At 71.7% G+C, this 25468-nt stretch carries 23 protein-coding genes; 3 read left to right on the top strand and 20 right to left on the bottom strand.

Features of this window, described 5'->3' with window-relative positions:
• Window positions 1-179 precede the first annotated feature (179 nt).
• Window positions 180-1022 (top strand): diacylglycerol kinase family protein, encoded by an 843-nt coding sequence (locus P3L51_RS12970; RefSeq protein ID WP_354605315.1) that lies wholly within the window; start codon window positions 180-182, stop codon window positions 1020-1022.
• Between the two features lie 102 nt (window positions 1023-1124).
• Here P3L51_RS12970 and P3L51_RS12965 read toward each other — a convergent pair whose 3' ends face one another.
• Complete coding sequence (locus tag P3L51_RS12965) at window positions 1125-1718, bottom strand: GbsR/MarR family transcriptional regulator (RefSeq protein WP_354605314.1); 594 nt, start codon at window positions 1716-1718, stop codon at window positions 1125-1127.
• 164 nt (window positions 1719-1882) lie between these two features.
• On the opposite strand from P3L51_RS12965, the gene P3L51_RS12960 reads away from it, so the two are divergent.
• Together P3L51_RS12960 and P3L51_RS12955 are read left to right on the top strand one after the other, a co-directional pair.
• A complete protein-coding gene (locus tag P3L51_RS12960; protein ID WP_354605313.1) occupies window positions 1883-2851 on the top strand; it encodes an ABC transporter ATP-binding protein in 969 nt (322 codons plus the stop codon).
• On the top strand, window positions 2848-4506 hold the full coding sequence (locus tag P3L51_RS12955; RefSeq protein ID WP_354605312.1) for an ABC transporter permease: 1659 nt from the start codon (window positions 2848-2850) through the stop codon (window positions 4504-4506). The genes P3L51_RS12960 and P3L51_RS12955 overlap by 4 nt, the downstream gene beginning before the upstream one ends.
• A gap of 19 nt (window positions 4507-4525) precedes the next feature.
• On the opposite strand, the gene P3L51_RS12950 is transcribed toward P3L51_RS12955, so the two are convergent.
• The 19 genes from P3L51_RS12950 to P3L51_RS12860 all read right to left on the bottom strand — a co-directional run bounded on the left by P3L51_RS12950 (window position 4526) and on the right by P3L51_RS12860 (window position 25060).
• Window positions 4526-5770, bottom strand: a complete 1245-nt coding sequence (locus tag P3L51_RS12950; RefSeq protein ID WP_354605311.1) for a cytochrome P450 — start codon at window positions 5768-5770, stop codon at window positions 4526-4528.
• A 57-nt stretch (window positions 5771-5827) separates the two neighbouring features.
• Window positions 5828-6427, bottom strand: coding sequence for a Uma2 family endonuclease (locus P3L51_RS12945; RefSeq protein WP_354605310.1), 600 nt, complete (start codon window positions 6425-6427; stop codon window positions 5828-5830).
• Between the two features lie 87 nt (window positions 6428-6514).
• Window positions 6515-7174 carry a response regulator gene (locus tag P3L51_RS12940; protein WP_354605309.1) on the bottom strand — a complete coding sequence of 220 codons (660 nt, stop codon included), beginning with the start codon at window positions 7172-7174 and terminating at the stop codon, window positions 6515-6517.
• Window positions 7171-8532: a sensor histidine kinase gene (locus P3L51_RS12935; protein WP_354605308.1), complete on the bottom strand. Its 1362-nt coding sequence runs from the start codon at window positions 8530-8532 to the stop codon at window positions 7171-7173. Before P3L51_RS12935 ends, P3L51_RS12940 begins: the two co-directional genes overlap by 4 nt.
• Before the next feature lie 144 nt (window positions 8533-8676).
• A complete protein-coding gene (locus P3L51_RS12930) occupies window positions 8677-9519 on the bottom strand; it encodes an NAD(P)H-binding protein (protein WP_354605307.1) in 843 nt (280 codons plus the stop codon).
• A gap of 81 nt (window positions 9520-9600) precedes the next feature.
• Window positions 9601-10527: an alpha/beta hydrolase gene (locus tag P3L51_RS12925; protein WP_354605306.1), complete on the bottom strand. Its 927-nt coding sequence runs from the start codon at window positions 10525-10527 to the stop codon at window positions 9601-9603.
• Between the two features lie 519 nt (window positions 10528-11046).
• Complete coding sequence (locus P3L51_RS12920; RefSeq protein ID WP_354605305.1) at window positions 11047-12306, bottom strand: serine hydrolase domain-containing protein; 1260 nt, start codon at window positions 12304-12306, stop codon at window positions 11047-11049.
• Window positions 12307-12486: 180 nt separating this feature from the next.
• On the bottom strand, window positions 12487-13707 hold the full coding sequence (gene kynU / locus P3L51_RS12915) for a kynureninase (RefSeq protein WP_354605304.1): 1221 nt from the start codon (window positions 13705-13707) through the stop codon (window positions 12487-12489).
• Entirely contained in the window at window positions 13700-14545 is an 846-nt protein-coding gene (locus P3L51_RS12910; RefSeq protein ID WP_354605303.1) for a tryptophan 2,3-dioxygenase family protein, read from the bottom strand. The genes kynU and P3L51_RS12910 overlap by 8 nt, the downstream gene beginning before the upstream one ends.
• A 92-nt stretch (window positions 14546-14637) precedes the next feature.
• Window positions 14638-15480, bottom strand: a complete 843-nt coding sequence (locus P3L51_RS12905; RefSeq protein ID WP_354605302.1) for a DUF3152 domain-containing protein — start codon at window positions 15478-15480, stop codon at window positions 14638-14640.
• Window positions 15481-15656: 176 nt separating this feature from the next.
• Window positions 15657-16070: a DUF3151 domain-containing protein gene (locus P3L51_RS12900; RefSeq protein WP_354605301.1), complete on the bottom strand. Its 414-nt coding sequence runs from the start codon at window positions 16068-16070 to the stop codon at window positions 15657-15659.
• A 204-nt stretch (window positions 16071-16274) separates the two neighbouring features.
• A complete protein-coding gene (locus P3L51_RS12895) occupies window positions 16275-17786 on the bottom strand; it encodes an MFS transporter (RefSeq protein ID WP_354605300.1) in 1512 nt (503 codons plus the stop codon).
• A gap of 84 nt (window positions 17787-17870) precedes the next feature.
• Window positions 17871-19034 (bottom strand): MalY/PatB family protein, encoded by a 1164-nt coding sequence (locus P3L51_RS12890; protein WP_354605299.1) that lies wholly within the window; start codon window positions 19032-19034, stop codon window positions 17871-17873.
• Window positions 19035-19150: 116 nt separating this feature from the next.
• Window positions 19151-20182, bottom strand: coding sequence for a class II fructose-bisphosphate aldolase (gene fbaA / locus P3L51_RS12885; RefSeq protein ID WP_354605298.1), 1032 nt, complete (start codon window positions 20180-20182; stop codon window positions 19151-19153).
• Window positions 20183-20294: 112 nt separating this feature from the next.
• Window positions 20295-20840 carry an orotate phosphoribosyltransferase gene (gene pyrE, locus P3L51_RS12880; protein ID WP_354605297.1) on the bottom strand — a complete coding sequence of 182 codons (546 nt, stop codon included), beginning with the start codon at window positions 20838-20840 and terminating at the stop codon, window positions 20295-20297.
• Between the two features lie 48 nt (window positions 20841-20888).
• Window positions 20889-21713: an aldose epimerase family protein gene (locus P3L51_RS12875; RefSeq protein ID WP_354605296.1), complete on the bottom strand. Its 825-nt coding sequence runs from the start codon at window positions 21711-21713 to the stop codon at window positions 20889-20891.
• Between the two features lie 35 nt (window positions 21714-21748).
• Window positions 21749-22711 (bottom strand): SRPBCC family protein, encoded by a 963-nt coding sequence (locus P3L51_RS12870; RefSeq protein ID WP_354605295.1) that lies wholly within the window; start codon window positions 22709-22711, stop codon window positions 21749-21751.
• 80 nt (window positions 22712-22791) lie between these two features.
• A complete protein-coding gene (locus tag P3L51_RS12865; protein WP_354605294.1) occupies window positions 22792-24396 on the bottom strand; it encodes a polyamine aminopropyltransferase in 1605 nt (534 codons plus the stop codon).
• A 145-nt stretch (window positions 24397-24541) separates the two neighbouring features.
• A complete protein-coding gene (locus P3L51_RS12860) occupies window positions 24542-25060 on the bottom strand; it encodes a DUF2617 family protein (RefSeq protein WP_354605293.1) in 519 nt (172 codons plus the stop codon).
• Window positions 25061-25468 lie beyond the last annotated feature (408 nt).

Below are 25468 nucleotides of genomic sequence, written 5' to 3'. Positions count from 1 at the left end.
GTCCAAGGCCAGGGGACGTACATACGTAGGACGCACTCGTGCGATGGCTCGCACGAAGCAGTACGACGCAGTACGACGAAGCCTGAGCCGTCGAACCGGTTGCCCCGGAATAGACCAAGCCCCTGGCGCAATAGCGCAAGGGGCTCTTGCACAAAGATGCTACCCGAGGAAGGACCGAGGTGTCGGCTCCAGAGCCCGCCGAGAACGGTGCGCAGCAGCTTCTGGTGGTCATCGACCCGGTCGCCCGCCGGACCGACGGCGAATCAGTGCGCATCGCGAAAGATGTGCTGAGCGCGGGCGCGACCGCGAAAATCTGCCTGCCCGACGGCCCCGCCGAGTTCGCGCGGGCGCTGGCCCGCAGAGGCACGCGGCGGCCGGTGGTGATCGGCGACGACCGTGCCCTGCTGCGGACGGTGGCCCTGCTGCACCGGGAGCGCGAACTGTCCGCGGGCGCGCTGTCGCTGGTGCCGGTCGGGGTGTCGGTCGAGCTGGCGCGCTCTCTCGGGGTGCCCACCGGCGCCGTCGCGGCGGCGCGGGCGGTGCTCGACGGGGTCGTACGGCGGCTGGATCTGCTCGTCGACGACAGCGACGGGGTGGTGCTGGGCGATCTGCGGATCCCGGCGCTGCCGGCGGCGGACGAGCGTGCGGGGCGCGCGGGCGGACCGGGCGGCTCGTCCGTCTGGGACACCTGCCGGTCCCTGGTCCGGACGCTGGTCAAACCCGTGCCGCAGTTGCTCGCCGTCCACACGCACCGGCTGCGGGTGGAGGCGGACGGCGTCGTGCTGAGCGACCTGGACGAGCCGGTCGAGACCGTGACGGTGCGCTCGCGCGGCGGCCGGGCGGAGGTCGTGATCCGTACGCGCGCCTCGGCCGAGCCGATCACCGCGAGCGCGCTGTCGGTGACGGTCTCGGGCGCGGACTTCCGCTACCGGGCGGACGCGGCGGTGACGGGCCCGGTACGGACGCGGACCTGGACGCTGCGGGCGGGGGCGTGGGGGCTGACCTTGCCGGCGGACATCTGACGGGTGGGGCGACTCCCCATCGCGTGGCCCGGCGCGCCAAAAGCGCGCCGGAAGCGCCGGAAGCGCGCCGACATGACATCCCGTCGGCGGCGCGTCGGCCGCCTATCCGCCGAGCTGCTCCGCCTTGTGCTTCGTCCAGCGCTCCATGAGCGACCCCAGCTCCTCCTCCAGGAACTGGAAGAACTCCATCGTCTCGCTGATCCGGCGCCCCTGCGGCGTATCGGGACCGAAGTGGTCGACCCCCTCGCGCAAGGTGGCCTGCCAGCGGCGCAGCATGGAGTCGCGGTTGGTCAGCGTCTCGTACCACTGGTTGCCCTGCACGCGGTAGCGCTCGCGCCGCGAGCCCGGCTCGCGTTCGCGGATGACCATGTTCACCTGGGCGAGATAGCGGATCGCGCCGGAGACCGCCGCCGGGCTGACCTTCAACTGCTCGCCCAGTTCGGCGGAGCTCATGACGCCCTGCTCGGAGGAGAGCAACGCGGCGAAGACCCGGGCCGGCATGCGCGTCATGCCGGCCTCGACGAGCTGGGCCGCGAAGCGTTCGACGAACTGTGAGACGGCGGCTGCCGCCTCGTCGTCGTTGTCGCGGGCGTTGTCGCGGGCGTTGTCGCGGGCGTTGTCGCGGTCGTTGTCGCGGTCGCGGGCGCTACCGTCACGGCTGCCGTCACGGCCGTCTTCACGCCGCCGCTCACTCATGCGCTGACCTCAGTCCCTGTCACTGTCACTGTCACTGTGCTCATGGCGTCGTCTCTGTACTCGTGGCGTCTTCGGTGCCATCAACGCCTGGCGCGAGTCTATCGAGCCCATTTATACGCTTCCTTAACTTCACAAGTTTCTGAAAGAAGCGTACGTTCAGAAACATGACGAAGGCAATCACCGTCGCCGGACTACACAAGTCGTTCGGCCGGACGCACGCACTGGACGGCCTCGACCTCACCGTCGACTCCGGTGAGGTCCACGGCTTCCTCGGCCCCAACGGCGCCGGCAAGTCCACCACCATCCGTGTCCTGCTCGGGCTCCTGCGCGCCGACTCCGGCGCCACCCAACTGCTCGGCAAGGACCCGTGGCAGGACGCCGTCGCCCTGCACCGGCGGCTCGCCTACGTACCCGGCGACGTCGAGCTGTGGCCCAACCTCACCGGCGGGGAGGCCATCGACCTGCTCTCCAAGCTGCGCGGCGGGCTGGACCGGCGGCGCAGGGACGAGCTGATCGAACGGTTCGACCTGGACCCGACCAAGAAGGGCCGCGCCTACTCCAAGGGCAACCGGCAGAAGGTCGCCATCGTCGCCGCGCTCGCGTCCGACGCCGAACTGCTGCTCCTGGACGAGCCCACGGCCGGTCTCGACCCGCTCATGGAGGTCGTCTTCCAGGACGTCATCCTCCAGGCGAAGGCCGCCGGCACGACCGTGCTGCTCTCCAGCCACATCCTGGCCCAGGTCGAGAAGCTCTGTGACCGCGTGAGCATCATCCGGCAGGGGCGGAACGTGCAGTCCGGCACGCTCGGCGAGATGCGGCACCTCACCCGTACGACCGTCGAGGCCGAGACCGAGCGCGCGGCCACCGGACTCGACACCATGGCCGGTGTCCACGGGGTGCGAGTGACCGACCGCCGGGTGCACTTCGCCGTCGACGGCGCGCACCTGGACGCCGCGATCCGCAGGCTCGGCGAATTCGGCATCCGCAGCCTGATCAGCCACCCGCCGACGCTCGAAGAGCTGATGCTGCGCCACTACGGCGACGAGCTGGCCGCCAATGGGCACGCCAGCGAGCACGCCAGCGGGCACGCCAGCGGGCACGCCGGTGGCCACGTCAGCGGGGCTGCCCGATGACCACCGTCACGGCGCCCGCCGCCGGCCGCACGTCCGCGCCCGACCGGATCGGCTCCGGCGCCCTCGCCGGGACCGGGACCCTGATCCGCTTCGGCCTGCGCCGGGACCGCGTCCGTATCCCCGTCTGGGTGATCGCCCTCACCCTCGGCACGCTCTCCACGGCGGGCGAGTTCAAGACCCTGTACGCCACCGCCGGGGAACGCGCCACGGCCGTCGGCTCCATGGACAGCCCCGCCGCGCTCGCCATGACCGGCCCGCGCCACTACCTCGACGACTACACCATCGGCTCGATGATGGGCCACCAACTCCTCGGCTTCATGGCCGTCCTCGTCGGCCTCATGAGCGTCCTGATCATCACCAGGCACACCCGCGACGAGGAGGAGACCGGCCGCGCCGAACTGGTGCGTTCCACCGTCGTCGGCCACCACGCGCAGCTCGCGTCCGCGCTGGCCGTCGCCACCCTCGCCAACCTCGCGCTCGCCGCCCTGCTGACGCTGGGCCTCCTCTCGACGGGCGTCGACGGGATCGGCACGGGCGAGGCACTGCTGTACGGGCTCGCGCACGCCGCCGTCGGCCTCGTCTTCGCGGGCGTCGCCGCCGTCACCGTGCAGATCACCGCCCACACGCGCGGCGCCTCCGGCATGGCGCTCGCCGTGATCGGCGTCGCCTATGCGCTGCGGGCCTCCGGCGACGTGGGCAACGACGCGCTGTCCTGGCTGTCACCGATCGGCTGGGCCCAGCGCACGTACGTCTTCGTCGACAACCGCTGGTGGCCGCTGCTGCTCTGTCTGGCGCTCGCCGCGCTGACCGCCGCCACCGGCTTCGCGCTGAGCACCCGGCGCGACGTCGGTGCGGGCCTGCGCTCCGCCCGGCTCGGCCGGCGTACGGCCTCAGGCGCGCTCACCCGGCCCTTCGGCTTCGCGCTGCGACTGCACCGGGCGACGCTGCTGGGGTTCGGCGCGGGGCTGTTCCTGATGGGCGTGATGTACGGCTCCATCCTCGGCGACGCCGCCGACATGATGAAGGACATCGAGCAGGTCCAGGAGGCGCTGGCGAAGATCGGCGGCTCGTCCGTCGCCGAGTCGTTCGCGTCGATGGTGATGATCGTGATCGCCGTGGTCGCCGCCGTGTACGTGGTGATGGCAGCGCTCCGGCCGCGCGCCGAGGAGAGCGCGGGCCGCGCCGAACCGCTGCTGGCCACCGGGCTCTCCCGGGGCCGCTGGGTGGGCAGCCATGTGGCCGTCGCACTCGTCGGCGGTACGGGGCTGCTGCTCGTCGCCGGTCTTGGCTTCGGGATCGCGGGCGCGGCCTCGGTCGGGGACGGCGGCCTCGTCCTCCAACTGGTCGGCGCCGCCCTGGCGTACGCGCCGGCGCTGTGGGTGACGGTCGGCGTGGCCGTCGCGCTCTTCGGCTGGTACCCGCGCGCCGGAGCGGCGGCCTGGATCGTGCCCGTGTACGCGTTCCTGGTCGGGTATCTCGGGTCGATCCTTCAGTTCCCCGACTGGATGAACAACCTGTCGCCCTTCGGGCACGTACCGAAGCTCCCGGCCGCCGACATGAGCTGGACCCCTCTGCTCGCCCTCACCGCCGTGGCCACCGGACTGATCTGGCTGGGACTCGCGGGCTTCCGCCGACGGGACCTGGAGACGAAGTAACGCCCGGCAGCGCTCCTGGTCACATCTCCACCAGCAGCTCCTTCACCCCCCGGATCACATACCCCGGCTTCCACTGCGGCTCGGCGACGAGCCGCAGTGTCGGCGCCCGGCGCAGCAACTCACCGAACGACGCGCCCAGTTCGAGCCGCCCCAGCGCCGCGCCCAGGCAGTAGTGGATACCCGCGCCGAACGTCACATGCGGATTGTCGGCGCGGGTCAGATCGACGGTGTCCGGGCGGTCGAAGCGGGACGGGTCGCGGTTGGCGGAGCCGAAGAGAAGCGCGAGTTCGGCTCCGCGTGGCACGACCGTGCCGTCGATCTCGATGTCGTCGAGCACCCATCGCTCGAACATCTGGAGCGGTGTGTCGTACCGCAGCAGTTCCTCCACAGCTGTGGACAACGACGCCTCGCCGGAGCGCAGCGCCGCCAGCTGCCCGGGGTGCCGGAACAGCGTCCACCAGCCGTTGATGGTGGTGTTGACCGTCGCCTCGTGCCCCGCGTTGAGCAGGAGCGCGCAGGTGGAGATCATCTCCTGCTCGCTCAGCCGGTCCCCCGCGTCCTGTGCCGCGATCAGCGCCGAGAGCAGGTCGCCGCCGGGGGCGGCCCGCCGGGCGGCGATCAACTCCCGCAGGTAGTCGGTGAATTCGAGCGACGACCGGACCGCCCGCCGCGCCGCGTCCTCCGTCGGGTTCAGCTCGTACATCGCGCACATGTCGGCCGACCAGGGCCGCAGGAGCGCCCGGTCCGCCGCCGGGACTCCCAGCATCTCGGCGATGACGGCGACCGGCAGCGGCTCCGCGACCTCGGCGAGCAGATCACCGCCGCCCGCCGCGCACAGCCCGCCCACCAGCTCGGCGGCGAGCCGCCGCACGGTCGGGGCCAGCACCTCGACGGTGCGCGGCGTGAACGCCTTCGAGATCAGACGCCGGATCCTGGTGTGGTCCGGCGCCTCCAGGTCGAGCAGCCCGTTGCCGTTGAGGAGGTGGAACGGCTCGTGCGCCTCGGGTGGCGGCGTACGGCCGAACTCCTCGTGCGTGAAGCGGTGCAGATACGTCCGCCCCAGCCGCCGGTCCCGCAGCAGGGCGGACACATCGGCGTGGTGCGGGACCAGCCACTGGCGCGACGGCTCGAAGTAGTGCAGCCGGCCACGGTCACGCAGCTCCGCGTAGGCGGGATACGGATCGGCGACGAAGTCGACCGACCACGGGTCGAAGGCCGCGGCGGGAGCGGCCGGGCCGCGGAAGGAATCGAAGGAGGCTGCCATGCCTGCACGCTACTGAGCCGCGCCCGCGGCTCACAGGGCACAGCCCGACGGACTTGGCTACCTGACGTAGTCCTTGAGGATCTCGGTGTCGAGTTCGATGCCGACGGGATCAGGAAGGTAGAGCTTTTCGCCGAACTTCACCGAGTGCGTGTCCCGGTAACCTCCGCCCTCCGGGTCGGGCGCGCTGTTCACGGTGATCACACAGGCGTCGCGATCGATCAGCAGGAACAGCGGGATACCCACACCGGCGTAAGCACGAGGCTTCTCCCGACGGTCCCGACGGTCCGTATCCGAGTCGAAGGACGTGATTTCCACCGTCATCAGCACCCCGGCGGGATCAGCCCATTCGCCCTGACCCGCGAAGTAACCAGTCGGTGCCATTGACCCGTCCGGCCGGGCACGGCCCTTTCGGTACTCCTCCACCTGGAGCCCCTGATCGCTGCCGTAGAGCCACAGATCGGCCCGTACCTGCATGCAGCGCTGCTGAAGCCACCGCAGAATCTCGCTGTGGTCCCCATCCGGCATGCCCTTGTCCCCGATCCGTCCGCCGATGAACTCGAACCTGACGGCATCGGACTCGGCGGCGGCGAATTCAGCGATCCTTTCGAATTCGTCCACCGTCATCTGCTGCGATGTGCGCTCTGCCATGGCAGTCATGGTGCACCTCCTGTCAGGCACAGACCAGTGTGACGAACCAGAGCACCGAACGTTCCACTCTCCTGATCCGATCACGCGAACGAGTGATCACCCCGGAGTTACCAGCCTCGCCTCGTACGCGAACACCGCCGCCTGTGTGCGGTCACGCAGCCCCAGCTTCACCAGGATGCGGCTCACATGCGTCTTGATCGTGGACTCGGCGACGACGAGATGGTTGGCGATCTCCGCGTTGGACAGTCCCTGCGCGATCAGGACCAGGACCTCGGTCTCGCGTTCCGTCAGCTCTCCCATCTGGGCCAGCGCGGGCGCGCGCGGGGACTCCGCCAGCTTGGAGAACTCCGTGATCAGCCGGCGCGTCACCGTGGGGGCGAGCAGCGCCTCGCCGGATGCCACCACCCGGACACCGTCGGCCAGTTGGCGCGCCGACGCGTCCTTGAGCAGGAAGCCGGAGGCTCCCGCCCGCAGCGCCTGGTACACGTACTCGTCCAGGTCGAACGTGGTCAGGACGAGGACCTTCGCGTTCGCGTCCGCCGCCACGATCTCGCGCGTCGCCTCGATGCCGTTCAGCTCCGGCATCCGGATGTCCATCAGGACCACGTCGGGGGCGAGGGCCGCGACCTGGGTGACGGCCTCGCGGCCGTTCACCGCCTCGCCCACGACCTCGATGTCCGGCATCGCGTTGAGCAGCACCGAGAAACCCTCGCGGACCATCACCTGGTCGTCGACGATCAGTACGCGAATCGTCATGACCGACCCCCGTCGGCCGCCGGGGCCGCGTCCTGGCGCTCGTCCTCGTCCTGGGCGGCGACCGGTATGTACGCGGCCACCTCGTAGCCACCGTCCGGCAGCAGCCTCGCCGTCATCTCCCCGTTCAGCATGGACACCCGCTCCCGCATCCCCGTTATGCCGTGCCCGGCACCCGGTGAAGGCTTCACCAGCCCCTGCGGCGGCGTATTGACGATCCGCAGGCCGAGCCCGCCGAGCACGTACGAGACCTCGACCGTCGCCGTCGCCCCCGGCGCGTGCCGCAGGGCGTTGCTGAGGGCTTCCTGGATGATCCGGTACGCCGACAGCTCGACGCCCTGCGGCAGTCCCCGGACCGCCCCGGTGACCGCCTTGTCCACGGTCAGGCCCGCCTCACGGACATTGGAGAGCAGCCCTTCGAGCTCGGCGAGGGTCGGCTGCGGGGCGTCGGGGGCGTCGTAGTCCTCGGCCCGTACGACGCCGAGGACGCGGCGCAGCTCGGTCAGCGCCGAGACGGCGTTCTCCCGGATGGTGGCGAAAGCCTTCACCAGCTCGGGCGGCGGATTCTCCACGCGGTAGGGCGCGGCCTCCGCCTGGATCGCGACGACCGACATGTGGTGCGCGACGACGTCGTGCAGCTCACGGGCGATGGTGGTGCGCTCCTCGAGGAGCGTGCGCCGGCCGCGCTCGACCGCGTTGACGCTGAGCTGCACCGCCACCTCCTTGTTCGCGTCACGGCGGATGTGTACCGCGGAGACCGTCAGCAGGGTGAGCGCCGAGACGAAGAGCATGGGCGCGCTGGTCGAGCCGTACCCGGGGCTGCCGCCGAAGATCGTCCCGACGAACAGCGAATACACCAGCGTTATCACCCACATCCAGCCCGCGGTGCGCGGATTCGTCCGTATCGCGACGATCGTCATCACGGCCAGATACGACGCGAAGGAGGAGGGCGTCCATGGCCAGTCGGAGTACCAGGAACCGGGCGCGCCGGTGACCGCGGTGACCGCGAGGGCCAGCCACCAGGCGGCGACGGGCCTGACGAGGACCAGCAGGACCGGCGCCACCGTGAGCAGGTCGATACCCGTCCCGTTGCCGATCCCGACGACCAGCGCGAACAGCGCGCAGGAGGCGATCGCGAAGTGCGGGAACCATCCCGCGTACTGACGTATCGAGCCCGGCAGCCGGCGGGTGATCGGGCCGTCCGTCGCCATGCGCGGCAGCGGCCGGTAGGCGAAGGCGTCGTGGAAGAGGTCCTGGCGCAGGCCCTTGAGCATGCCCTCGGCCAGGCGGAACTCGGGGCTCCGGGGTTTCCCGGTCGCGGTCTTCGTCGCCTTCGTCGTCTTCGTCTGGGTGTTGGTCACGTTTTCAAAGGTAAGGGGAGGGACGGGCACCGGTCGTCACCAGTGATAGGGATCCTTTCCCGTCCCTCCAGAGGACTACGAGGGCACCCGCGAGAGCTACACGCGGCCGTCCGGGCGCCCCCGGCGCGAGCCTCCGGCGAGCACCTACGCGGTGCGCAGGAACACGTCCGCGTGCTCGGCCGCCCACTGCGCGAACGTACGCGCGGGACGCCCCGTGACCTCCTCCACCGTCCCGATCGGCGTCCGGCCCTCGGGCGGCGTGTTCCCGTACATCTCCAGCAGAAAGCCGATCACTTCCTCGCTCTGCCCGGCCGCCCGCCACTGCTCCAGTGCCTGCGCCTCGGTCAGCTCCACCACCTGGATCCGCCGGCCGCGGGCACCGGCCAGCGCGTCCGCCTTGTCCTGGATCGTCAGCGCCTCGGGTCCGGTGATCAGGTACGACTTGCCGCCGTGCCCGTCCTCGCTGAGCGCGACGGCGGCCACGGCACCGATGTCGCCCTCGTGGACCATGGCGCTCAGCCGGCCGACGAACGGCTCACGCACGGTGTCCTCGGCGCGGATGCCCTCCGCCCACGCCAGCGCGTTGGCCATGAATTCGACGGGCATGATCACGGTCCACGCGATGCCGCCCGCCTTGACCGCCTCCTGGAGCGGGGTGTCGCCGCCGCCGTTGAGCACGGTGATCCGGCGCACACCGGCCCGGGCCGCCAGCTCGACGATCTCGGGCCCGGTCTCCAGCGCCGCGAAACCCCCGCCGTCGAAGGTGATCAGATGCAGCCCGGTGACGCCTTCCAGGGCCGGGACGAGCGACGCCGGGTCGGCGAGGTCGCCGCGTACCACCTCGACGCCGTCGGGGAAGTCGGCCTTGGCGGGGTCGCGGGTCAGGGCGCGTACGGAGTGGCCGCGGGCGAGCAGTTCGAGGACTATCCGGCGGCCCACGGTGCCGGTGGCGCCGGTCACGAGGTTGACGTTCGCGTTCTTGGTCATGTGCCGAAGGTAGGAGGGCTTGCGGTCAGCTTCTGTCCGCAAGCCCGCAAGTCCCCAAGCTCGCCAGCCCGCAAGTCCCCCTCAGTACGCGAGCTGCGCCAGTTCCTCGGCCACCACCGCGCAGGCGTCCGCGCCGGGGTCGACGGGCGCGTAGTGCCCGACGCCCTCCAGGAGTGTGATGCCGACCATCTCCCCGGCCCTGGCCGCGGCGTCGACGTACGCCTCGGCGACGGCCTGCGGCACGACGATGTCGTCCCGGCCCTGCACGACGGCGGTGGCGATCCCGGTGGGCAGCAGCGCCGACGGGTCCGCGCTGTCCTTGCGCGCCTTCAACTCACCTTCCCCACCGAGGAGTTGTACGACGGCTCCGCCGCACACACCCAGCTCGACAGCGGTCGTGAAGTCCGCGATGGGCGCGATGGCGACGACACCGCGCAGCCGCGGGGGCGCGTCCAGCCGCCACGGCGACCCCTCGGGCAGCACATGCCGCGCCGCGGCCCAGAGCGCGAGATGGCCACCGGCGGAGTGCCCGGTGACCACGATCCGGCGCGGATCCGCCTGGGGGAGGGCGTCGGCGACGAGCGCGGGCAGCGCGTCCAGCACGGCGGCGATGTCGTCGAAGGTCTCGGGCCACCGCCCGGCGACGGGCCCGTCCCCGGATCCGTCCGCGGCCCCGCCACCGGATCCGTCGCTCCCCCGCCGGTACTCCACGTTGGCGACGGCGAACCCGCGCCGCGCCAGGAAGCCGGCGAACGGTGTCAGATGCCCCCGGTCGTAAGGCGCCCGCCACGCCCCGCCGTGCAGCACGACCACCAGCGGCACACCCTCGCGCCCGCCGCGCGGCGCGTAGAAGTCGACCACCTGATCAGGGTGCTCCCCGTACGCCGCGGTGACGTCCGGCTCCACCCTCGGGCGCGAGAACAGCGCCTCGGACTCGGCGAGGTCGCGGGCGACAGCGGCGACGTCGGTGGAGTCGGCAGCGGAATCATGGGCGGCGGAATCCGACACGCTGCTCCAACCTTTCGATGAGAGACCAGAATTGACCTGATCAGCGGGGACGCTACCAGCATCCACGCCACAGGTTTACGGCCCGGCCCCACCGCCGACGGCCCCGCCACCGCCGCACTCGGTCCGCACGCGTCGGCGCCCCCGTGATCAGGGCCTTCGCCGCCTTCCCTCGCCCACGAGTTGGAGGACGACGCTGGAGGACGACGATCGACACGGGCGTCTTGATCGCGCTGCCCGCACGGTACTTGGCGTCAGCCGTACCGCCGCTCCCGTACGCGGGTCGGACACTGCCGCCGTACGCGACGGTCACGCCCGACGGGGCGTGCCGCACAGCCGCGACGCCGATCGCCCCGGCGCGGTGCACGGCGTCGGCGTCGGCGTCGGCGTCGGTGTCGGCGTCGGTGTCCCGCCGCAACGGGGACGGCGCGGCCTACCCCGACGCCCACGCGTCGCCGGTCACACCCACCGCGTGCGCCACCGCGACCCCGCCCGGCGCGGCCACCACGGACCGTCGCCGCGTCACCGGTCCCCGCCGCAGATCGCCCGGTCGAGCAGTGCCTGGACGGCCTTCTCCGCGTCCAGCAGCCACTCGTCGTCCGACATCTTGCCGCTCGCGTTGACGACGACCGACCGCTGCCCGTCCTCACTCACCGCCGTCCTGATGGTCTGCCCTTCCAGGTCACCGCCGTGTCCCCAGCGGAATCCGCCGCAGCTCAGTGGCTGCCGCATCACCCCGAGCCCGTAGTGCAGCCCGGGGAAGACCACCTGGAAGTCCTCACCGGCGGGCACGGTGTCGCGCAGCTCCGCCATCTCGGCCGGCGGCAGCAGTCTGCCGCGCTGAAGGGCCGTCAGGAAACGGTCCAAGTCGCGTTCGCCGGTGATCAGTTGCCCCGCGGCCGACGCCCACGACACGTTACGAATGCTGGTGTCCGTCATGCCGGTGGATCCGGGAAGCTGCTGATACGTGTGCGTGTACGGCCCCTTGAGGCGCGGGTCGTCACCGGGGGCGTACGTCTGTGTCAGCCCCAGCGGGCGGACGATCCGGTCGCGGACCTCCGTGTCCCACGACTTGCCCGTGGCCTTCTCGATGACCATCCCGGCGAGCAGATAGCCGGTGTTGGAGTAACTCCACTTCGGCTCCGGGTCGTTCGGGTCGGCGGGCTCGAAGTCCGGCCGGTGCTCCATCGCCCTGGCCACGGCCTCCTCGGGGTCGTGGTGGTCGAACCTGGTCCGCTCGAAGTCGGCCGCCGTGTCGCCGGTGTCCTCGGTGAAGTCGTAGTTGTAGACGCCGCTGGTGTGCTGGAGGAGATGGCGCAGCGTGATGCGGCTGCCGTCGTTGCCGTTGCCCGCCACGACGCCGGGCAGCCACTTCTCCACGGTGTCGTCCAGCGACAGCCGCCCCTCGGCGACGAGTTGGAGGACGACCGTCGACACGAACGTCTTGGTGACGCTGGCCGCGCGGAAGCCGGCCTCGTGCGACACCGGCCGCCCGGTGCCCAGTTGGGCCTCCCCGGCGACGGCGTGCGTACGGCGCTGTCCGTCACGCACCTGTACGGAGATGCCGATGTACCCGGCCTTCTTCAGCGTGCGGTTCACCTCACGCTGCAACTGCCTCTGCGACAGCGCCTCCCCCGCGGAGGCCCGGTCGCCCCCGTCGGTCCCGTGCGCGGGCGCGGGCGCGGCGGACACCCCGAGGGACACGGCGCAGACGGCGGCGGTGACGAGCGCGGTGACCACGGGCAGCCGCGGACGGCGTGCGGTTCTGGCGTAAGTACTCATGGCCATCAGCCTGTTGGAACGGGCGCCCCGATCCCATGACGGAGGCACCCATCTGCGGGGTGGGGGTATCCCCAGGCGGTGGGTGAGGTTCGCCGGCCGGGGTTCCCGGCCGGGAGCGGCACAGCGGCGGGGCCGGGGAATCGCCCCCGGCCCCGCCGCTGTCGCCACACCTACCTCGGCTCAGCCACGGATGTCCCCCAGGACCTCACCCAGCACCCGCGCCGCCCGCTCCGCGTCGCGGAAGCCCACGTACAGCGGCGTGAAGCCGAACCGCAGCACGTCCGGTCGTCGCAGGTCGCCGACGACACCGCGCGCGATCAGCTCCGCCATCACCGCCGGCGCCTGCGCGCACCGCAGCGCCACCTGGCTGCCGCGCTCCACGTGCGCCACCGGCGTCAGCGAGGTGACCCGCCCCGCCGGGGCGTACGCGTCCACGCACCGCAGGAAGAAGTCCGTGAGCGCCAGGCTCTTGGCCCGCAGCACGTCCGGCGAAACGCCGTCCCACACGTCGAGCGCCGCTTCCAGCGCCAGCATGGAGAGGATGTCGGGCGTGCCGACCCGGCCGCGCGTCGCGCCGTCCGCCGCCGAGTAGCCGGGCGTCATCCCGAACGGATCGACGTGCGAGGTCCAGCCCGGCAGCGGTGAGTCGAAGGCCGCCAGGTGCCGCTCGGAGACGTACAGGAAGGCCGGTGAACCCGGCCCGCCGTTCAGGTACTTGTATGTGCAGCCGACCGCCAGGTCGACCCCGTGCTCGTCCAGCCCGACCGGCAGCGCGCCCGCGCTGTGGCAGACGTCCCAGATCGCCAGCGCGCCCGCGTCGTGCAGGGCCGCCGTGATGCCGGGCAGGTCGTGGAGCCTGCCCGTACGGAAGTCGACGTGGTTGACGAGCGCGGCGGCCGTACGCGGCCCGAGCGCGCCCGGCAACTCGTCCACGGTCACCGGCACCAGGCGCTTGCCGGTCATCCGCGCGGCCGACTCCGCGATGTACCCGTCGGTCGGGAACGTCGCCGCGTCGACCAGGATCTCGTCCCGGCCGTCCCCGGCGATACGCGCGGCGGCCACAACCGCCTTGAAGACATTGACACTTGTGGAGTCACCGACCACGATCCGGCCGGGTGCCGCGCCGACCAGCGGCGCGATCCGGTCGCCGATCCGCTCCGGCGCGGTCCACCAGCCGCCCTCGGTCCAGGAGCGGATGCGCAGCTCGCCCCACTGCCGGGTGATGACGTCCTGGATCCGCTCGGGCACATGGCGGGGCAGCGCGCCGAGCGAGTTGCCGTCCAGGTAGACGGAGTCCTCGTCGAGCGCGAACAGCTCGCGGCGCGCGGCCAGTTCGTCTGCGGCGTCGAGCTCGGCGGCGCGTTTCAACAGGGCCTCTGAAGCCACCGGCACCTCAGACATGGCTGCGCGCCGTCCACAGCTCCGGGAACACGTTCTTCTGGGCCCGCTTCTCCAGCCACGCGACACCGGCGGAGCCGCCCGTCCCGGTCTTGGAGCCCATCGCGCGCCGCGTCGCCACGAGATGGTCGTTGCGCCAGCGCCACACCAGCTCGGCGACGTCCGTCAACGCCTCGCCCAGCCTGATGAGTTCACCGTTCTGGTCGGGCTCCGCGTAGATCCCGGCCCAGACCTCCTCGATCACCGTCGACGGCTCGTACTTCTGCGTGAAGTCCCGGTTCAGCGCCGACGCCGGTATCGGCAGCCCGCGCCGCGACAGCAGGCCCAGCACCTCGTCGTACAGGCTCGGCTCCTGGAGCGCCTTCTCCAGCTCCGCGTACACACGCGGCGCGCCCCGGTGCGGTACGAGCATGGACGCCGACTTGTCGCCGAGCAGGAACTCCAGCCGCCGGTACATCGCCGACTGGAAGCCGGAGCCGTCACCGAGCGCGCTGCGGTACGAGTTGAACTGCGCGGGGGTCAGCTGGCCCAGCGGCGTCCACGACGCGTTCAGCGCCTCGAACTCGCGCACCGAGCGCTTCAGCGCGTCGACCGCGACCGGCACCCGGTCCTCGCGCAGCGCGCGCGACGCGGTCTCCCACTCGTGGACGATGACGGTGAACCACAGCTCCATCACCTGGGTGGTCACCAGGAAGACCATCTCGCCCGGGTCGTCGGACATCGGGTGCTGGAGATGGGTGAGGACGTCCGCCTGGACGTAGTCCTCGTACGGGGTCGTACCCGCGAAGTCGAGATTCGGGGCTTCCGAACCGGCTCCGGAGGCATCGGGGTGCTGCGACATCTCTGTCTCCTCGATATTGCTACCGGGTAGCGGTCCGCCCCTTCGAATCGGCATCGGAGCTCCGGTCCCCTGTTCGCATCATAATCCCGACTTCACGGCACCGCCGGACCTGTGATGTACGTCCCGCTCGAAGAGTATGGCCATGCATTCGCACGGCAGCCGTGCAGGCCCTTGATCTGCTGCATCATCGCCGGGGCGGGCTCGCCGTCACCGCCGCAGGTGACATGACCCCGGCCGATACGGTGGCCGACCTCGTGATTGATGATCAGCGCGCGGTACTCGGTGACCGGGCCGTCGAACTGCTCGGACCCCAGCACCCACCGCTTGAGATTGACCACGACGGTGCGGCCGACGGTGCAGTTCACCTCGCCGCGCGTGAGCAGGCCGGCGGCGCCGCAGATCCGGTCCACCGTGCCCGGCGTCGCTATCTTGACGTCGAAGTCGGAGTGTCCCGAGCCGACGAGCTGGAAGGAGTTGCGGCCGTCGGTGGTCCACCCCTGGGGGTGCGCCAGGATTGTCTCGATCTCGACGGCGGCCTGCCGCTCGGAGAGCTCGATGCCCTTCTCGACCTGGACCTTGTAGCGGCGCACGGTGTCGCCGGAGCCGACCGGCGAACCGGTGGAGCGGGCGGTCGTGAAGGTGCCGGGGCCGTCGGCGGGGACGGGGATACGGCGCGTGGACCCGGCGGAATCACGAGGGCCGGGATTGTTGCCGGGGCTGTTGCCGGGGCTGAGCGACGGAGCGGGCGGCTCGGCCGCCCCGGTCGTGGGAGCCGGGGCCTCGCGGGTCTCACCGGCCTCGGCGTCGGCCGCGGACCCGCTCCCCGACCGGGCCGCGAGGGCCGCGCCGCCACCGACGAAGACGGCGATCAGACACACACCGAGGAGCGCGGGGCGGGCGAACGGACGGCGACGGGCTACGACACGCTTGCCCAAGACGGACTTCTCCCCTGCTTCGACCGGAGTCAACGGGGAGAGGGTGCCGGGGCCTCGTACCGGATTCGATGGCGTGTGCGATCGTATCGACCGCTCACCGCAGGTCCGTAGCCTTTCGGACGGCCACGGACCTGCGACGAAGCGGTGCGGGGCCGGCGACGGACCGGCCCGCGGCCTCAGCCGAGGGTGTCGGCCGCCGCCGCCGAGGAGTCCCGCAGGAAGGTGGAGCAGCGCTCGTACTCGTCCTCTTCGCCGATCACCTGCGCGGCGCGGGCGAGAGCGTGCAGGGCGCGCAGGAAGCCGCGGTTCGGCTCGTGCTCCCACGGCACCGGGCCGTGCCCCTTCCAGCCGCTGCGGCGCAGGGAGTCGAGGCCGCGGTGGTAGCCGGTACGGGCGTACGCGTACGACTCGACCACCCGGCCGTTCTCGAACGCGTCGTCGGCGAGCTGGGCCCACGCGAGCGACGAGGTCGGATACTTCGCCGCGACATCGGCGGGCGCCGTCCCGTTCGCGAGGAGCTCGCGCGGTTCGGGGTCGTCGGGCAGGTGCGTGGGGGGCGGTCCCCCGAGAAGATCTTTATGGATGGCCATGGTTCCGAGTGTCCCAGGTCGCGCCGGATTCCGTGGCGGTGGTGGGTGGTACGGGTCCGCCACCCGCGATCGGGTGGTCCGTGGTGCGGGTCCGCCACCCGCGATCGGGTGGTCCGTGGCGTGGGTCCGCCACCCGCGATCGGGTGGTCCGTGGCGTGGGTCCGCCACCCGCGATCGGGGCCCCCCGCCCCGTACCGCCGCGCCTCACGCGTCCGCCGTGGACGCGCCCCCTCCCGCCCCTTCCCCCAGCCCCCTGCGCACCGTCGACGGCTCCAGCGGTGGCGACGAGAGCCCGCAGTTCACCTTGCACTGGGGCAGGCTGGGCGCGGCCTCGGCCTTCCCGCCGGGGGCCGCCTGCGGTGTACGCACCGCCACGAAGGCGATCAGCGAGCCGAGCACCAGCACCCCCGCGCACAGGGGCATGGCCCGGTGGAACGCCGCGTCGAACTGCGTCGCCGAGCGGTACACCTCCGGCCCCATCCCCGCCAGCAGCGGCAGCGCGGCCACCGCGAGCAGACCCGCGGCACGCGCCGCCGCGTTGTTGATGCCGCTGGCCAGACCCGCGCGCGAGTTGTCGACGGACGCCAGGACCGTCGCGGTCAGCGGCGCGACCAGCGTCACCATGCCGAGCCCCATCACCACCAGCGCGGGCAGTACGTCCCGTACGTACGAGGCGTCGGCGCCGCCGCCCACCCGCAGCATCAGCAGCAGCCCGCAGGCGCACAGAAGCGGCCCCACCGTGAGCGGGATACGCGGCCCGATCCTCGCGCCCAGCTCACCCGACTTCGCGGAGAACAGCAGCATCAGCGCGGTCGTGGGCAGCAGCGCCGTCCCGGCGCCGAGCGCCGAGTAACCCGCGACCACCTGAAGCTGCAACGCGGCCAGGAAGAAGAACCCGCCGAACGCCGCGTACACACACAGCGTCACCAGATTGACGGACGTGAACAGCCGCGAGGAGAAGATCGACGGCGGCAGCATCGGATCGGGCCGGCGCCGTTCCAGCAGTACGAACCAGGCACCCACCAGCACCCCCGCGGCCCCGGCCCACCACACCTTCGCGATCAGCGCGTACGTCACCAGGCCCAGCGCGACGGCGCCCAGCACCGCGCCGAGCACGTCGAACCGGCCGTGCGCCGCCGGATCCCGCGACTCCGGTACGTGGCGCAGCGCCACCGGCACACAGATCGCGGCCAGCGGCACGTTCAGCAGGAAGACCCACCGCCAGCCGGGCCCGTCCACCAGGAACCCGCCCAGGAACGGCCCGACGGCCGCCCCGACACCCCCGAACCCCGACCACAGCCCCACGGCCCGCGCCCGGTCGTCCGGATGGAAACTGGCCTGGATCAGCGCCAGCGACCCGGGCACCAGCAGCGCCCCGCCCACCCCCTGGAGCGCCCGCGCCAGGATCAGCACCTCGGCGGTGGGCGCGACACCGCACAGCAGCGACCCGAGGGCGAACCACACGGTGCCCACCACGAAGATCCGCCGCCGCCCGTACCGGTCCCCGAGCGACCCGCCGAGCAGGATCAGCCCGGCGAGCGTGAGCATGTACGCGTTGAGCGTCCACTGAAGGTCGGCGAGGCTCGCGTGGAGATCGTCACCGATGTGCGGCAGTGCGACATTGACGACGGTCGAGTCGAGCAGCGCCATGCTGGAACCGAGCACTGTCGTCAACACGATCCACCGGCCGGAGGCCGTGCCCAGCCTGATGTCCATAGGGGGATCATCCCCGCCGAGACGCCACGTGGCGAGCACAGGAGCTATGTGGCGGGCACGGGAGCCGGGCGGGAAGCGCCGGAGCTACCCGACGAGCCTGCCCAGCGCGCGGATCAGCGCGTCCGTGCCCTGTTCCGCCTTGGCGCGCGGGCAGCCCACGTTGAGCCGTACGAAACCCTCGCAGCCGTACGTCGTACCCGGCATGATCGCCACCTTCTCGCGCTCGATCAGCTCGCGCTGGAGCGCGGCGTCGTCCACGCCCAGCGCCCGCAGGTCTATCCAGGCCAGATAGCCGGCCTCCGGCGGGCGCCAGCCGAGTTGGGGGAAGGCCGCGTCGAGGCGGGCGGCGAGCGTGCGGAGGTTGGCCACGACGTACGCGTTGAGCGCGTCCAGCCAGGGCGCGCCCTCGCGGTACGCGGTGATGTGGGCCGTCAGCGCGAGAACGGCCGGGGAGGCGAGACCCTCGGCCGTCAGCATCCGGCGCATGAACTCCGCGTGGTCGTCCGGGTCGCCGATGATGCCGTACGAGCCGCTGAGCGCCGGGAAGTTGAAGGATTTCGACGCCGAGGTGACGATGGCCCACCGGCCGGTGCCGAACCGGGTCCACGGCAGATGGCGGCCACCCGCCGCGACGAATTCGGGGTGCACGAAGTCGGCGTGGATCTCGTCGCTGATCACCGCCACGCCGTACGCCGCCGCGAGCCCGGCGAACGCCGCCAGCTCGCTCTCCGTCCACACCCGGCCCGTCGGGTTGTGCGGCGAGCACAGGATCAGCACCTTGCTGTCGCCGCGCGCCAGCTCCCGCTCCAGCGCCGCCGTGTCACCCACGGGCACCCCGCGCAGCTCGCGGCCGAGCCCGGTGACCGCCTTGCGGAAACCGTCGTACGTGGGGGTGTGGACGACCACGCCGTCGCCGGGGGCGGACCACATCCGCAGGAGCTGCGACACCTGGCTGAGCACGGACGGCGCGTACACGACGCGGTCGGTGTCCAGCTCGGTGTCGTAGCGCGTGGTGAACCAGTGCCGCAGCGCCGACAGGAAGTCCTCGTGCCGCCAGTCCGTGTAGCCGAGGACGCCGTGCGCCAGGCGCGCCTGAAGGGCGGCGAGCACCTCGGGCGCACAGGCGAAGTCCATGTCGGAGATGGTGAAGGGGAGCAGCCCGTCGACGCCGAAGCGGTCGGCGACGCCGTCCCACTGGACGCTCCAGGTGCCGCGGCGGTCGACGGGGGTGTCGAAGTCGTAGCCCACGGTGGGTGATCCTCCTCGGCTCGGAACAGCACACGGACCCGGCACCTCAGGAGGTACCGGGCCCACTGTGTACGGCAGTCGCCCGCTTGGGCCTGGTGGCTGCTTGGGCTTGGCGGCTACTTGAGCTTGGTGCCCGTGGAACGCAGCGCCCCGCACGCCTCGGTCACGCGCTTCGCCATGCCCGCCTCGGCCAGCTTGCCCCAGGTGCGCGGGTCGTAGGTCTTCTTGGAGCCGACCTCGCCGTCGACCTTCAGCACACCGTCGTAGTTGCGCAGCACGTGGTCGGCGACCGGCCGCGTGAAGGCGTACTGGGTGTCGGTGTCGAGGTTCATCTTCACGACGCCGTTCTCCAGCGCCGTCGCGATCTCCTCGGCGGAGGAGCCGGAGCCGCCGTGGAAGACGAAGTCGAAGGGCTGGCTGCCGGCGGGCTTGCCGTACTTGCCCGCGACGCCCTCCTGAAGGTCCTTCAGCAGCTCGGGACGGAGCACGACGTTGCCCGGCTTGTAGACGCCGTGCACGTTGCCGAAGGACGCGGCCAGCAGGTAACGGCCCTTGTCGCCCAGGCCCAGCGCCTCGGCGGTGCGCAGCGCGTCGTCGACGGTGGTGTAGAGGGAGTCGTTGATCTCGTGCGTGACTCCGTCCTCCTCACCGCCGGTCGGGGTGATCTCCACCTCAAGGATGATCTTCGCGGCGGCGGCCTTCGCGAGCAGCTCCTCGCCGATGGCGAGGTTGTCGGCGAGGGTCTCGGCGGAGCCGTCCCACATGTGCGACTGGAACAGCGGGTTCCGGCCGGCCTTGACGCGCTCCGCGGAGACGTCGAGGAGCGGACGCACGTAGGTGTCCAGCTTGTCCTTGGGGCAGTGGTCGGTGTGCAGCGCGACCGTGATGTCGTACTTCGCGGCCACGATGTGCGCGAACTCCGCGAGCGCGACCGCGCCCGTCACCATGTCCTTGTTGTACTGGCCGCCGAGGAACTCCGCACCACCGGTGGACATCTGGATGATGCCGTCGCTCTCGGCCTCCGCGAAGCCGCGCAGCGCGGCGTGCAGAGTCTGGGACGAGGTCACGTTGATGGCCGGGTAGGCGAACTTGCCTGCCTTCGCCCGGTCGAGCATCTCGGCGTAGACCTCGGGGGTTGCGATGGGCATCGGGCCGCTCCTTGTATGTGCGGGTGTGAGGTGCTCTGTCCCTGACCTGGGGGCGACGTCATTGTCGCCCTCATCCTTCCAGATCCTTTTCCGTACGGTGAGGCTCCCGGGCTCAGACCAGGCCGAGGTCCGGCAGGGTGTACGCGCTGACGTACCGGACCCCCGCGGCCTCGACGGCACGGGCGGCGCCGCGGTCGACGATGACGGCGACGGCGACGACCTCGCCACCGGCCTCACGCACCGCCTCGACGGCGGTCAGCGGGGACCCGCCGGTCGTCGACACGTCCTCCACGACCAGACAGCGGCGGCCCTTCACGTCCGTGCCCTCGATGCGCCGCTGCATGCCGTGGGCCTTGCCCTGCTTGCGTACGACGAACGCGTCCAGGCTCGTACCGCGCGCGGCGGACGCGTGCAGCATCGACGTCGCGACGGGGTCCGCGCCGAGGGTCAGGCCACCCACGCAGTCGTAGTCGAGACCGGCGGTCGTGGCGGTGTCGAGCATGACCTGCCCGACCAGCGGTGCGGCCTGTCCGTCCAGCGTGATGCGGCGCAGATCGATGTACCAGTCGGCCTCGATGCCGGACGAGAGGGTCACTTTGCCGTGCACGACGGCCTTGTCCTTGATCTGCCGGAGCAGATCGGCGCGTACGTCAGTCATGGCCCAGAGCTTACGGCCCGGGGTCCGGGCGCCCGCTGGTGAGCCTCCTCAGAGCCGGCGCCAGCTCCAGGTCGCCCGGATCTCCAGGGGGTCGATGGGGGTGACCAGCCGCGGTGCCGTGTTGAGCCCGTTCGGCGGGCCGGTCTGCGGTTCCACACAGACCGCCTCGGCCTGCTCGTCGTAGACGACCGCCCACTCGGCGGCGCTGGTCACCTTGAGTTCGAGCCGCCCCGGCCACGTCAGCGTCGCCTCGACGCCGTCGGGCATCCCGAAGCAGTCGTCCCACGGGCCGGGCCGGGGGTCGATACGGCGCCCGGTCGGCAGATGGTCCGCACCGCGCTCCTCCTGCCACGCGGCCGCGGCGGCGAAGTCGAGGCGTACGGCGTCCTCATCGGCGGTGGCGCCGTCGAGGTGGCGCAGGAACCACGGGTGCCAGCCCGCCTGGGCGGGGAAGGAGTCGTCGTACGTCTCGACGCCCAGCGTGAGCGTCAGCGAGTCGTCGGTCAGCTCGAAAAGCTGTGTGACCCGGCCGGTGTACGGCCAGGGGTCGGCCAGCTCGTATGTGAACGCCGCCTCGCTCTCGCCCTTGCGGGCGGTGCGCCAGGAGGTGTCGCGGCCGGTGCCGTGGATGGCGTGCGGCGGGGAGTTGAGGGGCAGTTGATGGGTGACGCCGCCGTTGCGGAACCGCCCCTCCTCGGTCCGCCCGCACCAAGGCACCATCGGGAAGCAGCCGTAGCGGTCGCCCTGCCGCAGCAGTTCGGTACCGCCGACGCGCAGACTCGCGACGCGGCAGCCGTTCGCCGGATGGATGGTCAACTCGGCGTCGCCGGCCGCCAGTCGGATCTCGCGCTTCTGGTCCGTGTCCGTACTCACGCCATGACCCTAACCGGCGGGGCCCGGCGCACGGCTCAACGCCTGCGCCGCAGCGCGCGCCCGACGACGACGGCCCCCGCGATGGCGAGCGCGGCGGCGGGCGCCACCCACCGCAACGCGGCCCCGGCGCCCCCGGCGTCGGGCGCCTGCTCGGGCGCGTAACGCCCACGGGGCGGCGCGTGATCGACCTCCTCGGCGCTGCGCCCGATCATGGTCCGCCGGGCATGCGCGGCCTCGGCGGGCGGATCGAGCGGTACGAGGAAGTCCCCCTCCCCGGAGGAGGTGACCCCGAACTCGGCGGACGCGTCGAGCGCGTCGAAGCCACCCGGCTCGGTCAGTTCGGGATCGTCCGGGTCGAGGTCGTCCGGGCCGGGGGCGGCGGGCGCGTCCGTGCCGGAGTCCGGCCCGTCGCCCGGAGCCCGCTCGCCGCCACGGGGCTCGACAGGCGGCTCGACTCGGGGCTCGACACGCGGCTCGACGGCGGGCGTTCCGTCCGAGGCCGGTACGGTCCGGGCCTGCCCGCCCGCGGGGCTCTCCGCCGTCCCCTCCGCACCGTCAGGGGCGGCGGTACCCGGCTTCGCCAGCGCCGCGACGAAGCGGTCCAGCAGTCTTCGGGCCGTGGCCTCCGACGTCGACGCCGCGATGTCCGACAGCCGGCCGTCCGACACCGGTGTCCACGTGGCCGTGAAGGCGACCGTCGTACCGCCGGCCGTCTCCGTCAGCCTGATGCGGACGGAGACCTTGGCGGAGCCCGTACCGCGTACCTCCGCGCCCTCGCCCTTCGCCGTGAAGGCGCCCGCACGCTCCGTGAGCGTCAGCGCGCCGCGGTACGTGATCGTGTGGCCGCCCACCCGGGCCTTCAGACGGCCCGAGAGCGGGCCCGCCGACGCGTCCGCGTCCTGTTGGAGTCCGGGGACGCAGCGCGCGACGCGGGCGTGGTCCCGCAGCGCCTCGCGGAGGGTCTCAGCCGGAACCGGAATGAACGCCTCATGCTCCATGGGATCCGAGCCTACTCAGCCCCGCCGCATCAGGCGCCTCTCCGCGCACAACCCGGACCATCACTGCCCGTCACCGCCCATCAGCCCGCGTACCGCGGATGCACCAGCGTCGACGGCGGCAGATCGCGCAACCGGGTGCGCTCCGCCCCGAGGACGCCCGCTTCGAGCACCGGCGCCGCCAGCGAGCGCAGCGGGGGCGCGTCCGGGGAGAGCGCCACCCCCGGCGCCCGGCCGACGGCGGCCAGGACGAACCCCCAGTCCCCCTCCGCGGCCGTCTTCCCGTCGTGCGCCCGGTCCGGCCCGGCCGCGAACCCGGCCACCCGCCCCGTGGCGCTGTACGGACTCGTGCCGAAGCCGGCCGCCCGCAGCGTCGCGTCCACCGTCCAGTACGTACGCGGCCGGGCCGCCGGCGGACCCGCGTGCACCGCCAGCCGTCCGCCCTTGGCGAGCACGCGTGAGGCGAGCCCGTAGAACTCCTCCGAGTAGAGCTTGGTGCTCGGGGTGATCCCGGGATTCGGCAGGTCCGAGATGACCACGTCGTACGCCACCGCCCCGGACGCCCCCCGCAGCCACGCGAACGCGTCCGCGTACTCCACCCGGAATCGCGGGTCGTCGTACACATGCCCGTTCAGCCCCGCCAGCGCCGGATCCGTGCGGGCCAGGCGCGCGACGCCGGGGTCCATCTCCACGAGCGTGACCGAACGGACGTCCGGATAGCGCAGGACCTCGCGGGCCGCGAGCCCGTCGCCGCCGCCCAGGATCAGCACGCGCGCGTGCCGGCCGCTCATCGCGGGATGCACCAGTGCCTCGTGATACCGGAACTCGTCGCGCTCGCTGACCCGCAGCCGCCCGTCCAGATACAGGTCCAGCGGCCCCTCACGCCCGCCCGTGAGGACGACTTCCTGGACGTCGGTCTGGACGGCGACCCGCACCCCGTCCCCGTACACCGCGCGCCTCGCGGCCCGCTCGAAGTCGTCCACCATGACGGCGGCGGTGCCCAGCACCGCCAGCACCAGCACGTTCACCAGCAGCAGCAGCCCTCGCTCACGGCCCGTCAGGTCGCGTCCGAAGACCCAGAGCACGAGCGCGCCGCCCGCCACCACATTGACCGCGCCGGTCAGCAGCGCGCCCGTCAGCTGCCCGAACCACGGCAGCAGCAGGAACGGGAAGGCGAGCCCGCCGACCAGCGCGCCGACATAGTCCGCGGCGAAGAGATCGGCGACGGTCCCGCCCGCGTCCTGTCGCGACACGCGCTGGATGAGCGTCATCAGCAGCGGGATCTCGGCGCCGATGAGGATCCCGATGGAGAGCGAGAAGCCGATCAGCGCGTACCGCGACTCGCCCATCCAGGCGAATGTCGCGTACAGCACCAGCGCCGAGCAGCCCCCGAGCAGCGCGAGCGCCGCCTCCACCAGACCGAATCCGACGGCCGCCCGGCAGCGCAGCCGCTTCGCGAGCAGCGAGCCGAGGCCCATCGCGAAGACCATCAGGGACAGGACCACCGACGCCTGCGTGACGGAGTCGCCGATCAGATACGACGCGAGGGCGACCAGCTCCAGCTCGTACACAAGTCCGCACGCGGCGCAGACGAAGACCACGGCGAGAATCAGGAAGCGACCCGCGCTCGGTCGGACGGGCAGTCGCGCCGCGCTGTCCGGCGGCGCGACCACAGACTGGTCGATCATTCCAGTAACGCTACGTCACGACTTCCGTGCGGCTTGTCACCCACAAGAGTGGTAACCGGCGTTCGCACCCGTTCCGTTGACGTTCTCACGCCGCGCCGAGCCCCCGACACTGCCCCGGCCCCGACACCGGCCCGGCCCGGCCCCGCTACAGCGCGGCCGGCACCCGCACCCCGACTCTCGTCCGGGTCACCACGAGCGCCCCCTCCTGTGGATACGCGTGCCAGGTCCGCCAGGCCACCTGCCCCTCGTGCCGCTGCACGAGCATCGCCGTGAACGCGTGCGGTTCACCCGGGAACGTGCCCGCGAGCCCGTTCGGATGGTCGGCGACCAGCGCGAGCAGTTCCTGCGCGCGCCCCGCGAACGAGCCCTGCGACAACGTCTCGACGCGTGCGGCGAATTCGTACTCCCAGTCCCCCACGCGCTCGGCGACCCCGAGCGGCAACGGCGTACTGCTGCCGGGGATGCAGGCCACCGTCTCGGAGCAACTGCCCTGCTCCTCTTCGAGAAGCACCTGGTGGGAGGCGCCGAGAAGCCTCATCTGGACCTTGGCGCCGGTGAGTTCGAGATCGAGGACGGCGAGGGCGGGCAGCGGCTCGCGCCCCAACGCCCAGGCCAGATCGGCGGCACGGGTGTCGGTGTAGGCGGTATTGAGGGTTCTGAGCATGGGTCGGCTCCGCAAACACGCTTGGCAAGTGGACCGGGTGGCGTCCCGGAGGATGAACGGAATGAACTGAACTCTGTGAGCTGGGAATTGAGAACGGGAAACGGTGAACTGGGGGCTGAGAGCTGAGGATTGACGGCAGTTGGAGATCGTCTGCTCGGCTCCGCGCGAAGGTCCGAGGTTCGAGGCCCAAGGTCCGGGGGCTGGAAAATCTCAACAGCGAGCGAATCACGAAGTAAGGGGCGCTCACAGCGTTTTTACCCAACTTGACGGGGTTTCCATCCCCTCGGGGGCACCACAGTTCAACTGTTCAATGAAAAACCGCTCATCGGCCCGCCACCGACACACCACCGGCTCGCCACCGGCTCACGTCGGCGCCGACGTGCGACGTCAACATGAAGGTGCCCGGCG

This window comes from Streptomyces panacea (assembly GCF_040560175.1).
Taxonomy (GTDB): domain Bacteria; phylum Actinomycetota; class Actinomycetes; order Streptomycetales; family Streptomycetaceae; genus Streptomyces; species Streptomyces panacea.
This window is presented reverse-complemented; position numbering and strand designations above follow the sequence as displayed.